11 protein-coding genes are annotated in these 12,616 nt (G+C 40.5%); 2 read left to right on the plus strand and 9 right to left on the minus strand.

The window, feature by feature from the left end:
• Window positions 1-4 precede the first annotated feature (4 nt).
• Together N5852_RS12955 and glpD are read right to left on the minus strand one after the other, a co-directional pair.
• The gene (locus N5852_RS12955; protein ID WP_262098177.1) at window positions 5-772 is read right to left on the minus strand and encodes an MIP/aquaporin family protein; all 768 of its coding nucleotides are present in this window, start codon (window positions 770-772) and stop codon (window positions 5-7) included.
• Between the two features lie 119 nt (window positions 773-891).
• A complete protein-coding gene (gene glpD / locus N5852_RS12960) occupies window positions 892-2,379 on the minus strand; it encodes a glycerol-3-phosphate dehydrogenase (protein ID WP_262098178.1) in 1,488 nt (495 codons plus the stop codon).
• 476 nt (window positions 2,380-2,855) lie between these two features.
• Between glpD and N5852_RS12965 the strand changes: the two genes are divergently transcribed.
• Both N5852_RS12965 and N5852_RS12970 read left to right on the plus strand, forming a co-directional pair.
• Entirely contained in the window at window positions 2,856-3,881 is a 1,026-nt protein-coding gene (locus tag N5852_RS12965) for a glycosyltransferase family 4 protein (protein ID WP_262098179.1), read from the plus strand.
• Window positions 3,882-4,259: 378 nt separating this feature from the next.
• The gene (locus N5852_RS12970) at window positions 4,260-5,570 is read left to right on the plus strand and encodes a UDP-glucose dehydrogenase family protein (protein ID WP_262098180.1); all 1,311 of its coding nucleotides are present in this window, start codon (window positions 4,260-4,262) and stop codon (window positions 5,568-5,570) included.
• Between the two features lie 54 nt (window positions 5,571-5,624).
• Here the strand turns inward: N5852_RS12970 and N5852_RS12975 are convergent, their stop codons facing one another.
• From N5852_RS12975 to fabI, 7 genes are all read right to left on the minus strand, one after another.
• Window positions 5,625-6,467, minus strand: coding sequence for a bifunctional allantoicase/(S)-ureidoglycine aminohydrolase (locus tag N5852_RS12975; RefSeq protein WP_262098181.1), 843 nt, complete (start codon window positions 6,465-6,467; stop codon window positions 5,625-5,627).
• Window positions 6,468-6,504: 37 nt separating this feature from the next.
• Window positions 6,505-7,551, minus strand: coding sequence for an ureidoglycolate dehydrogenase (gene allD / locus N5852_RS12980; RefSeq protein ID WP_262098182.1), 1,047 nt, complete (start codon window positions 7,549-7,551; stop codon window positions 6,505-6,507).
• Window positions 7,552-7,590: 39 nt separating this feature from the next.
• The gene (locus tag N5852_RS12985) at window positions 7,591-8,820 is read right to left on the minus strand and encodes an MFS transporter (protein ID WP_262098183.1); all 1,230 of its coding nucleotides are present in this window, start codon (window positions 8,818-8,820) and stop codon (window positions 7,591-7,593) included.
• Between the two features lie 524 nt (window positions 8,821-9,344).
• The gene (lysA, locus tag N5852_RS12990; RefSeq protein WP_262098184.1) at window positions 9,345-10,616 is read right to left on the minus strand and encodes a diaminopimelate decarboxylase; all 1,272 of its coding nucleotides are present in this window, start codon (window positions 10,614-10,616) and stop codon (window positions 9,345-9,347) included.
• A gap of 13 nt (window positions 10,617-10,629) precedes the next feature.
• On the minus strand, window positions 10,630-10,812 hold the full coding sequence (lptM, locus tag N5852_RS12995) for an LPS translocon maturation chaperone LptM (protein WP_262098185.1): 183 nt from the start codon (window positions 10,810-10,812) through the stop codon (window positions 10,630-10,632).
• Window positions 10,813-11,047: 235 nt separating this feature from the next.
• On the minus strand, window positions 11,048-11,629 hold the full coding sequence (locus N5852_RS13000) for a histidine phosphatase family protein (protein WP_262098186.1): 582 nt from the start codon (window positions 11,627-11,629) through the stop codon (window positions 11,048-11,050).
• Between the two features lie 78 nt (window positions 11,630-11,707).
• Window positions 11,708-12,595 (minus strand): enoyl-ACP reductase FabI, encoded by an 888-nt coding sequence (gene fabI / locus N5852_RS13005; RefSeq protein WP_262098188.1) that lies wholly within the window; start codon window positions 12,593-12,595, stop codon window positions 11,708-11,710.
• Window positions 12,596-12,616: the final 21 nt, after the last annotated feature.

The raw sequence follows: 12,616 nt of genomic DNA on the forward strand, positions 1-12,616 counted from the left end.
CCCGTTAATTGCTGTTGCCAGCTTTCATTTGTTTCAATGCTTTGCCAATAAAACGTGTGTAAATAAATGAACCCGCAAGCCCGCCTAAAATCGGGGCAGTAAGGGGAATGAGAAAATAAGGGATTGAGCGTCCACCGGTCATAATATCTGGCCCCCAACCAGCGAAAAACGCAAATAATCTTGGACCAAAGTCACGCGCAGCATTCATAGAAAAGCCGGTTAATGGGCCAAAAGAGCCACCAATAATGGCGACAACAATACCAATTAACAACGGCGCCATCGCACCGCGTGGCGCGCCATTATTATCATCTGTTAACGCCCAAATAGCCATTAACAATAGCGCGGTTATAAAAAATTCGGTCATAAAAGCTTGCAAAATAGATATTTTTGCGTTTGGAAAGGTGGTGAATACGCCAGCATTACTCATATCTTTAACGGCAAACAAATTATGATAGAGCAAATACACAACCGCCGCCCCCAAAAAAGCACCTAAAAACTGCGAAATTATAAAAGGGATAATTTTAGATTTGGGAAAATTACCAAAAACGGCCATAGCAATAGTGACTGATGGACTAAGATGAGCGCCCGATACCCCACCCGTTACGTAAACCGCAATCGCAACTCCAAGCCCCCACAATATGCTAATCTCCCACTGTCCATAGCTCGCTCCAGCCAGTATCAGCCCTGCAACAGTCCCTACACCAATGGAAATAAATATGAATGTCCCAATAAGTTCGGCAATGCATTCATTGAATAGTTGCGAATATTTCATGATCTTCTCCTCTATTCCCCGCAAAAAATTTCACAACTTACCGGCTTTTCTTTTAAACCAGTCTTGCTGCAAAATTTTAATATTATCAGAAAAGCTTAGTTAAGAGCGGCAATGCTCCTTTATTCTAGGTTCCTTTGTTCTAGATAAATTTTTAAGGGTTCAATTTCGCTATCCTTAAACCAAAGTCCAAGCTTTGAACGCCGCCATAAAATATCTTGCCAATCAATTGCCCATTCTTCTTTGATTAGCCAATCAACTTCCGCCGCATAAAGCCCATGACCAAAATGCTGCCCCAATGGCTTTTTACCTTGTTCAAAAATCACAAGCGCGTCAGTGCCGTAGCTTCGTGCCAAACGACGAATGGTAAAATCATCTAAATCTGGCAGGGCCTTTTTGATGCCATCTTGAATGAGATCCAAGCGCCCATGAGGAAAATCTCCCCCAGGCAATGGCACTGAACCTGTCCAAGCTGCCTTTCGCTTTCCAAGATATTTTTCGACATATTCCATCACATCTTCAGATAGTTTTCGGTAAGTAGTTATTTTACCGCCATAAGAGGACAAGAGCTGTGCATCGGCGTTTTCATCAGCAAGTTTTAAAACAAAATCACGGGTGGTTTTTTGTGCACTAGCAGCGCCATTATCATAGAGTGAACGCACTCCCGAATAACTCCACACAATCATATCGCGCGTAATTTTTTGCGCAAAATACTCACTCGATGCGTTACATAAATAATCAATTTCCTCATCAGATATTTTCACATCTTTAGGATCATCATGATAATCGCGATCCGTTGTGCCAATTAAAGTGAAATCCTCTTGATAGGGAATTGCAAAAATAATACGCCCATCAGGATTTTGGAAAATATAGGCGCGATCGTGATTGTATAATTTAGGCACAACAATATGCGAGCCCTGCACAAGCCTTATTTGCGGGTGGCCACTTATTTCGGCAACATCTTTCAATATATGGTCAATCCAAGGGCCTGCCATATTGGCTAAAAATGAAGCGGTGACCGTTTTTTCTTCGCCCGTCAAAGTATTTTTTAATTCAATATGCCACTTCTTATCAATAATTTGCGCAGATAAAACCTTTGTACGGACCATAATATCCGCGCCAAGCTCTTTAGCGTGGCGGGCATTTAATAGTACAAGGCGGGCATCATCCACTTGCTCGTCAGAATATTCAAAACCCTGCTTATACCCAGCTTTTAATGGATCTTCTTTTTCTTTTGCAAAATCAACTACAGTCGTTTTTTTGAGTTCTTTGCTACCACCCAGATGGTCATAGATGAAAAGGCCAAAGCGCAGCATCCATTTTGGCCGCAACCCCTTATGATAAGGCAAAATAAAACGTAAGGGCCGCACAATATGCGGCGCAATGTGCCAGATAACCTCACGCTCCATCAAAGCTTCACGTACAAGGCGAAAAGCATATTGCTCAAGATAACGCAGCCCACCATGAATAAGCTTGGTTGATGCCGATGATGTGCCCGATGCAATATCATTCATCTCGGCAAGGCCCACTTTAAAGCCACGACCTGCAGCATCACGGGCAACACCACAGCCATTTACGCCGCCGCCAATGACAAAAACATCATAATGCATAATTCGACACTCCTGATAGGCTTAATTATCTTAAGTTTTATAATACATAATAAAAAATACTTATCATCAAATAAATTAATATTTATCACAAAATTTATTTAAATTAGATTGGTTACAAATAGTAACCGTCTTTTTTACATTTCTAAAATCATTTTATAATCACTTTTACTTGAAAAGTGCTAATTCAATTAAAAAATTACTTTCTATGAGCGTCATCATCTGCCCCGCTTTTAAAATAAATGTCATGAAACCGTCATCAAAGTGTAAGCAACTTGTCAAGAAAATCGGGCATTTTAGACCTTATAAAAGTGAATAAAAATTGAAAGCAAGCAATTTGGATTTGGCTGTGTTTTACCAAAAGACTAGGGGCAATTTGCATAATGGTCAGTTATTTCCGCAAAATTTTCGTTTAAATCATTTTCAATCGTCATGAAATTGGTTGTAAAAGTGCCAACGTGACAAAATAAGGCAGTAACATGAAACTTGCACTGGTTACAGATGCGTGGTTGCCACAAGTAAATGGCGTTGTCCGCACCCTTGAAAATGTCATCTCCGGCCTTGCTAAAAGAGGCATTGCGACAGAGATTATTGCCCCTTCTGACTATTATTCCATGTCATGCCCAACCTATTCGGAAATTCGTTTAGCATTACCCTCACCTATTGGCCTCTCGCGCCGCTTAAAAGCTATGTCAGCCGATGCCATCCATATCGCGACCGAAGGGCCATTGGGTTTGCTTGCTCGTTTCATTTGCCTTTGGAACGGTTGGAAATTTACCACGAGTTTTCATACCCGCTTTCCTGAATATGTCGCTGAAAGATTTCCAGTCCCCTTGTCACTCACTTATGCTATGATGCGGCGCTTCCATAACAAGGCGGCTCTAACACTGGTACCCACCCGTTCCATTTATGATATTTTGGCTGAGCGCGGTTTTAGTAATCTTAAAATATGGTCTCGCGGTGTTGATCGCGCGCTATATCATCCGATGCCGGAAGTTGACCTTGGCTTGCCAAAGCCAATCTTTTTAAATGTTGGCAGAGTTTCGATTGAAAAAAATTTGGAGGCTTTTTTGTCGCTTGATCTGCCTGGCACCAAATTAATCGTTGGTGATGGCCCAGCGCTTGCAAACCTTAAGGCTAAATATCAGGATACGGTCTTTGTTGGCAAGAAACATGGCAAAGATCTTGCTCGTTATTATGCTGGCTCTGATGTTTTTGTTTTTCCATCGCGCACGGATACATTTGGTCTAGTATTGCTGGAAGCCATTGCAAGCGGCTTACCCGTTGCCGCCTTTCCAGTTTCTGGCGCCCTTGACGTGGTAAAAGGCACAAAAGCTGGCGTATTATCTGAAAATTTGCAACAAGCTGCTTTGCAAGCACTTAATATGGGTAAAATGGATCCTGAACGCGCTTTAGGTAACTTCACTTGGGAACATTGCGTTGATATTTTTGCTGAAAGCCTTGTACCTTGCTTTCAAACAAATAATTTTATCCCCCAACAATGAAGTGCTATTTCATTCACATTGAAATACCATCAAAAACTTACACGAATATATATCATTGCTTGTAACAGTAGCATGAAAAAATCTATTCGATAGTACGTGGCTATGTGCGCAATCATTAAACGCTATTTTTTAAGCTTATCAGCCGATAGTACACAAAATTACAAAGCAAACGGTTACAATGCTATTGATTATTTCTCCCCCAAAATTCTATAATTTTGCAGATAGTTTAAAAGGCTTTTTAACCAACGCTTCAATATAATAACCAAAGATTTATTGATGTAAAATTTTTGACATTGTATAAGAATAGCATCAACACAAAACAACATGCATTTTGTTTTTGCATGATACCAAAAACATTCAAGATTATAAGGTAATTTTATGAAAATTGTTATGATAGGCACAGGTTATGTCGGACTTGTTTCTGGTGTTTGTTTTGCCGAGTTTGGTTTTAATGTTACCTGCATTGATAAAAATGAAGCTATTATAGCGCGACTTAAAAAGGGTGAAATTCCAATTTTTGAACCCGGCCTTAAAGAAATCTTGGAACGTAATGTCAGTGCTAGTCGCTTAACCTTCTCAACTGATTTAGCCCATCATGTAAAAGATGCCGATGTTGTTTTTATTGCAGTTGGCACACCGTCACGGCGTGGCGATGGTGAAGCTGATTTGCAATATATTGAAGCAGCATCGGACGAAGTCGCCCAATGCATCAAAAAAGGCGCTGTTATCGTTATCAAGTCAACTGTTGTTGTTGGTACCAATCGCATTATTTATGAACGCATGAAAAAGCAGCGTCCTGACATTGATTTTTCAATGGTATCTAATCCTGAATTTTTACGCGAAGGCTCTGCTATTGAGGATTTTTTACACCCAGACCGAGTTGTGGTTGGTGTTCTTGATGAAAATGGTCGTGAAGCGATGCGCCGTATTTACCGCCCATTATCTTTACGTGAAACACCTGTAGTATTCACATCGCTTGAAAATGCCGAGCTTATAAAATATGCAGCCAATGCGTTTTTAGCGATGAAAGTAACCTTTGCCAACCAACTTGCCGATCTTTGTGAAAAGACAGGTGGCAATATCCAAGATGTGGCTAGCGCCATGGGTATGGATAAACGCATCGGTTCCAAATTCCTACATGCAGGCCCAGGCTTTGGCGGCTCATGTTTTCCTAAAGATACTCGGGCATTTGCCGCAACAGGTAAACGTTATGATGCACCGCAAAAACTTATTGAAACGGTCATTGACATTAATGAACAACGAAAAGCCAAAATGGCTGAGCGTATCATTGACATCGCCCGAAAAAACAACGTAACTAAAATTGCTATTTTGGGTGTGGCCTTTAAACCGAACACTGATGATATACGTGAAGCCCCTGCCCTTGATATTATTCCGCTATTACAAAAGGCCGGACTTATGGTTAAGGCCCACGACCCTGAAGCCATGGATCAGGCTAAAGATAAGCTTGCCAATGTCGAGTGGTGTCACTCGCCCTATGAAGCGGCGAAAGATTGCGGCATTGCCGTTATATTAACTGAATGGAATGAATATCGCGCTTTAGACCTTAAGCAAATATTACAGCTAATGACGGGCAATGTTTTAATTGATATGCGCAATATTTATAAAAGCGAAGATATTCAAGATATCGATATTGAATATGTGTCTATCGGCAGGCCCCTTATTCATTAAATTAAGACCCCTTGCAAGTGGGTAAAATTCACCCACTTGCAAGGGATTTAATATTTATAGACGCGAAAAAGCCGATGCACCAAGATGAGCATGGCGATTAACATCCTTATAAAGCAAATAGCGAAATGGCTGTGGGCCGCCTGCATAGCAAGCTTGCGGGCAAAAAGCACGTAGCCACATATAATCACCAGCTTCCACCTCCACCCAATCTTCATTTAATCTATAAACACCTTTACCCTGCAACACATAAAGCCCGTGTTCCATAATATGGGTTTCTAAGAAGGGTATGACTGCACCAGGCTGTAAGGTTACAATGGTAATATGCATATCGTGGCGTATATCATCCACATCAACAAAACGAGTTGTTGCCCAAGCGCCATTAGTATCTGGCATAGCAGCCGGGGTGATATCTTGCTCATTCATCGTTAAAAATGGTGGTTTTTCCATCCCCTCAACTTCGATATAAAATTTACGTATCCAGTTAAAACGAGCCGCTGTGTCGTTCCCATTTTTTAACTGCCACTTTGTACCCGCCGGAATATAAGCAAAGCTACCTTCACGCATAGGGTAATCCTTTCCCAACACAGTAATGGTAAAAGCTCCCTCAAGACAAAATAGCGCCCCTTCTGCATGACTATCTAGCTCTGGCTGCGCGCTACCACCATTAGGGCCAACTTCCATAATATAATGCGAAAAAGTTTCGGAAAAGCCACTCATTGGCCGCGAAATTATCCAGCTGCGGGTATTCTCCCAAAAGGGCAACGGGCTGGTAACAATATCGCTCATCACGCCTTTTGGTATAAATGCATAGGCGGTTTTAAATACGGCGCGACCGGTTAATAATTGGCTTTGCGGTGCAAGACCGCCATGAGGTGCTGCATAGGTTACTTTTGTCATAATCAATTATCCTCCCAAATTGTATAATTTTAATATTTTAATCGGCAAAAGGGTCTTTGTGATCATAAGAATGAATATAGATTTTATCACTGATAAGATAATTATAAATATCATCAACAATGTCTATACCCTCGCGATCAGTGCGCGCTTGCTCTATATCAGCAATTTCACCAGGATACATAACTTGCTTAAACCCTTCTGCAGGGCGAATAGCATCGAGTTGCTGCATCACCAATTGAATATTTTTAATAAATAACTTTTCATCACCAAAAAACTTAGGATTAATGACAATATGTAATTGACCAAGATCTCGCCCTTTACTTAAATCTGCATACATCGAACTTACATCGCGGCCAAAAGGCAAGCCCATCAATACACCTGACAGCACATCCACCATCATCATCAATCCATAACCCTTGGGACCAGAAATGGGGAGCAACCCTTTAACTTTATGTGGATCAGTGGTAGCCTTACCATCCTTATCCACCGCCCAAGTGTCAGGAATTGGTTGATTTCGTGAGCGCATATCTAAAATTTTACCCCAAGCTTGCACGGATGTAGCCATATCAAAATTCATGGTCTTATCGCCTGCCGGCACCGAAAATGATATGGGATTGGTGCCGTAATAAATGTCAGCGCCACCATAGGGAACAACCATGGGGTCAGATTGGCACACGGCAAGTGCAACTAAACCAGCTTCCGCAGCCATTTTAGTATAATAAGAAATCGCACCGCTATGGCTCATTTTACGCACGCCAACAACTGCAATGCCAGATTCCTTGGCTATTGTAATTGCCTCCTCCATCGCGCGCTTGCATAACACCATACCCGGCCCATTATCACCATGCAAAATAGCACTACAAGGGCCTGTGCGCTCAAAATTTATTTTGGGTTCAATGGTAATGCCGCCCTTGGATATTCTTTCACTATAATATTCCACCCTAACACTACCATGGGAATGGATACCGCGTTGCTCGGCAAACACCAACACATCACCCATAATATCAGCATCTTCGCGCTTTAAGCCCGCGGCATGAAGCTTATTAGAAATTAATGTCTTTAAGTCATGTTTATCAACATTCATAATTATATCCTCCTTATTCTAAATACATTCATAACGCGTTTAAACATTGCTAGAGCGAATTTTTGTCATGACAACCGCAACGGTAAAGCCCACGGCACCCAAAACCAAAATAATACAAGCAAGATAAAAAGCCGAAGCGATAGTGGCCATTTGATCAGCAATACGGCCTGCCAAAAATGGCGCGATAAACGAAGCAGACATGCCGAAACAATTATAAATACTTAATGATGTTGCAAGCTTATACTTATTAGATATTTCTGAAAGGGATGAAATAAGCAAAGGGTCAAGCGCTAGCTTACCAAAAAAACCATATGCAACAAGACAAATGACGATGACTGTAATATTACTAACAAAAACCGCAAGGAACAATGCGAGTGCGGCAATAAGCAATAAAAACACCATAATAATAAAGCGCCGATGATTAAACCTATCGGCAATCGCTGCAAAGAACAAAGCACCGGGCAGTGATGCTATAGCCACCATTGATGAAATAAGGCCTGCTCCACCCCCCACAAAACCGCGTTCATTTTGTAAGAAATTTGGCAGCCAAGAAATCACCATAAAATAAGCATAGGCACTGCAAAACAATGCAAAATAAATTGCAACCTTCATCAAGGTAAAATAATTGCCACTTGCCTTTTGCTCACTCAACTGCGCAGTGGAAACATTGGTTTGCTTGCTAACTTGGTTATGATCGCGAATTTTAATTAGAAAAATAATAGCGGTGATAAAAACAATGACGGCTACTATAGCTAACATATTTTGCCAATTAAAACCATTTACAATAACGACGTAGCTTGCACCATTAAGACCAATAACGATGCCAATTGCAGTGCCACTATTGATAATAGCATTGGCTATATTGCGCTTTTGTTTTGGAATTTCATTATTAGAAAGTGCAAAGGCCGCACCATAATAAAAGGCCCCAGCAATGCCAGCGATTGCACTAGCAAGATAAAAAAGTGATGCACCTTGCGTTCGTGACATGAAAAATATAGCTACGGCAAAAATAAGAAAGCCAAAACCCAAAACATATCTTTTATCTAGTCGATCAGAAATGATACCAGCAGGCACTTGAAATAAGACATAAGTAAAAAAATAAGCGCTATAAATAAGGCTAATTTCTTGATTGCTGTGCAAATCAAGTGTTGCCATGACCTGCGGATATATTGGTGTCAAAATAGAGCGATAAATCCATATCATCACCCATCCTAAACACAAAAGAACCACTAATGTACGCCAGTAATTTGATTTACCAACCTCGCTCATAAATCCTCCATTAGACAAAAATCAACCATTGGCAAAATTTTCATTCTGCCACCTCCAAGGTTCAATTTTATCTTTGTTTTATTGATCTATAAATATTGGTTTATTCTATTGCTTGATTTTATAATTGATATCAAGCTACATGCTATTGTTAATTTAAGTGTATTAAGCTTAATAGTTAATGCTATATGTTGATATAACGTTAGAAACTATATCTGGTTATTTTAATTGACTTGCAATATGCACATATTCTTATATTTTGATCTCAATCGATCTGCATTGTCACCATAATCATGATAATATAATTATCATTTTTCTAGTATTATTGAAGGCTATGATAAAATATCATAAAAACCAAAACACATTTCAGTGAATTATTAATTCATTGTTTTAAATGAATATTTTATAATTTAAGCTAAATAATATATAAATTAAAGGGTCATTTCATTAAAAAACAACCCTTTAAAAAAAACACTATAACAATAGAAATTGTAAAATTAGCAGCCAACTAACTTAGAGGCATTGCGTTAAATATTTAAAAAATCAGGCACGCTATCAGCCGCTAGCAATTCCTCATAAGTAGGACGAGGGCGAATAACCGCAAATTCATTGTCGCTTACCAAAACTTCTGGCACCAAGAGTCTTGTATTATAGGTGCTAGACATCGCGGCACCATAGGCGCCAGCACTGGCAACAGCCAAAAGATCATTAGGGCCTAATTTGGGTACAATACGATCAAGCCCCAAATAATCACCGGTTTCACAAACAGGACCTACAATATCGGCACGAATAAATTCGTCACTTGGCGCTGGTTGATTAACCGGCAAAATCATATGCCATGCATCATAAAGCGTTGGACGAATAAGGTCATTCATTGCGCCATCAACAATAAGAAAATTGCGGCCATCGCCTTTTTTTAAATAAATGACTGAAGTTACCAAAATGCCAGCATTGCCAGCAATATGGCGGCCGGGTTCACAAATAATTTTAACACCAAGTGGATCAATGTGCTTTTTTACAATTGCCGCATAATCATCAGTTGAGGGTGGTGGATCATTATCAAAACGATACGAAATACCAAGACCACCACCAACATCAACATGATGTAAATCATGACCATCATTTTTTAGCTGGCGAACAAGATCAGCCGTAATAGCAAAGGCACTATCAAAAGGTTCAAGATCACAAATCTGGCTACCAATATGCACATCAACACCGCGAATGGCTAAACCTTGCAGGCTTGATGCCAAATTATAAGTTTCACGCGCATTTTTTAGCGGAATGCCAAATTTGTTTTCTGATTTTCCAGTTGAAATTTTCTTATGGGTTTTTGCATCAACATCGGGATTGATACGAATTGAAATAGGCGCCACCTTCCCCATGGCTGTCGCGCGCTGCGATAGCTGTATAAGCTCAGGTTCTGACTCCACATTAAAACAATAAATGCCTTGCGATAGCGCATAGTCCATTTCTTCAATGGTTTTACCAACGCCAGAATAAACAATTTTTTGCGGGATAATACCAGCTGCCAATGCACGGCGTAACTCGCCTTGCGAAACAACATCAGCCCCTGCCCCTTCATTGGCAAGCAATTTTAAAATTGCCTGATTGGAGTTGGCTTTTAAGGCATAGGCTATTAACGCATTACAGCCAGCAAAACTCTTTGCATAATCGCGGTATTTCTTACGCAGACTATTAGCCGAATAGCAATAAAATGGCGTACCAACCTTGGCAGCAATTGTTTCGAGTGGCAAATCTTCAGCATGAAGCTTGCCGTCTTTATATTTGAAATAATCCACGCTTAAAATCCGACTACTTAATCAAACCATCAAGAATAAAAGGCTTATCTTCTCTTGGTTTTTGTACTTTTTCACCATTAGCATTTTCAATTATTGAAGATGGTGGTGGCTCAAGTGGCCCTTTACGACCACAACCTGCTAAAGCCAACCCACAAAAGGCGGTTACGAGTGATAAGGTGAGAAGGCGTTTCGTCATCCCAAAAATTCCAATCAAATAAGCAATTATTGATAAATATTACCAACCAAAGGAATAACTATCTTTATTAAAATAAGACAGTATTTATCCATGAAAAAATTCTTATCCTGCACATTTAGCTTTTAGCGCATTGTTTTGCAAGACGATGCGCAATTTACCAGCGTAATCTTTGCGATAAAATGCAAAAGGTTTTTAAAAACCTTAACCGATATAAACTTGTCTTGATATTCGAGCATTAAATCCAGTCAAGTTTACCATCTTCAAAGCGTAAAATATGGTCTTGCGGCACAGAATCATTAGAGGCTTCTTTTTCACTCAAACCGCCATAAATGTTAAAAAGCGAACGAATACAGCCACCATGGGTTACCACAACGCTTTTATCACGCACATTGGACATAAATTGTTCAATACGATTGCGCAGCATAGCATAGCTTTCTGCGTGTTGACCGGGGGGTAAAAAATTCCATTTATCTTTAGCGCGGGCTGCTAAAAGTTCTGAATGTTCAACCCCAATTTCGCTTTCCGTAAAGCCCTGCCAGTCACCAAAATTAAGTTCCATCAATAAATCATCAAGGCGATAGGCTTGAGGATCAAGCCCCATGGCGCCGCGGATTAGCTCCATAGTTTCACGCGTGCGACCAAGTGGACTTGCAACAAAATCAAATCCTTCACCATCACCAATAAGATTATGGAGTTTTATGCCATTGCCCTTGGCTTGTGCGCGACCTATATCATTGATCGGCTGATCTACTTGTCCCTGAATACGACCAGACACATTCCAATCCGTTTGTCCGTGTCGCGAAAAATAGATAAGCATGGCTAGAAATCTCCTCTTTATAGCTCTGCATGCGACTTTATAGACTAAGACGCATGCAGTATAGAGGAATTTTTATTTTTAGTCCTTGATAACTGAAATATCTGGCGCATCAACGGCTTTCATACCAATGACATGATAGCCAGAATCCGCGTGGTGAACTTCACCGGTTACCGAACGCGACAGATCAGAAATGAAATAGACACCAACATCGCCCACTTCTTCAATAGTAACAGTACGGCGCAATGGTGAATTATATTCGTTCCATTTCAAAATATAACGGAAATCACCAATACCTGATGCCGCAAGAGTTTTGATAGGACCTGCAGAAATCGCATTTACGCGAATATTCTTTGGACCAAGATCAACAGCCAAATATTTTACACTTGCTTCAAGTGCAGCTTTTGCAACGCCCATAACATTATAATTAGGCATAACTTTTTCAGCACCATAATAAGTGAGTGTGATGATTGAACCACCGTCATTCATCAATTTTTCGGCACGCTGGGCAATCGCCGTCAGCGAGTAAACCGAAATATTCATGGTCATGGCAAAATTTGCTTCGCTAGTATCGACATAACGGCCGGTAAGCTCGTCCTTGTCAGAAAAGCCAATAGCATGGATGACAAAATCAATTTTGCCCCATTTTTCAGCAATCACGTCAAAGACAGCATCAATGGTTGCAGCATCGGAAACATCGCAATGACCGCACACTAGGCCACCTAATTCTTGAGCAAGCGGCTCGACCCGTTTTTTCATGGCATCACCTTGATAGGTGAAAGCAAGTTCAGCACCAGCATCGTGGGCTGCTTTGGCAATACCCCAAGCAATCGAGCGATTATTTGCAAGACCAAATACTATACCGCGCTTTCCACTCAACAAGCCTTTAGTCTTATTTTGATTTTCTGTTGTCGTCACGTTCTTGTTTGCCCCAACTCTATCATTTGTCACAAGACCATTGATGGTCATTGACAAGTTCCTGTATTTAAA

The organism is Bartonella sp. HY328, assembly GCF_025449335.1.
Lineage (GTDB): Bacteria > Pseudomonadota > Alphaproteobacteria > Rhizobiales > Rhizobiaceae > HY038.

Excerpts from the sequence above, each read along its gene's own strand:
- N5852_RS12970 (WP_262098180.1), top strand. The coding sequence starts at position 4,260 with ATGAAAATTGTTATGATAGGCACAGGTTATGTCGGACTTGTTTCTGGT.
- N5852_RS12965 (WP_262098179.1), top strand. The coding sequence starts at position 2,856 with ATGAAACTTGCACTGGTTACAGATGCGTGGTTGCCACAAGTAAATGGC.
- fabI (WP_262098188.1), bottom strand. The coding sequence starts at position 12,595 with ATGACCATCAATGGTCTTGTGACAAATGATAGAGTTGGGGCAAACAAG.
- allD (WP_262098182.1), bottom strand. The coding sequence starts at position 7,551 with ATGAATGTTGATAAACATGACTTAAAGACATTAATTTCTAATAAGCTT.
- N5852_RS12985 (WP_262098183.1), bottom strand. The coding sequence starts at position 8,820 with ATGAGCGAGGTTGGTAAATCAAATTACTGGCGTACATTAGTGGTTCTT.
- lptM (WP_262098185.1), bottom strand. The coding sequence starts at position 10,812 with ATGACGAAACGCCTTCTCACCTTATCACTCGTAACCGCCTTTTGTGGG.
- N5852_RS13000 (WP_262098186.1), bottom strand. The coding sequence starts at position 11,629 with ATGCTTATCTATTTTTCGCGACACGGACAAACGGATTGGAATGTGTCT.
- N5852_RS12955 (WP_262098177.1), bottom strand. The coding sequence starts at position 772 with ATGAAATATTCGCAACTATTCAATGAATGCATTGCCGAACTTATTGGG.
- N5852_RS12975 (WP_262098181.1), bottom strand. The coding sequence starts at position 6,467 with ATGACAAAAGTAACCTATGCAGCACCTCATGGCGGTCTTGCACCGCAA.
- glpD (WP_262098178.1), bottom strand. The coding sequence starts at position 2,379 with ATGCATTATGATGTTTTTGTCATTGGCGGCGGCGTAAATGGCTGTGGT.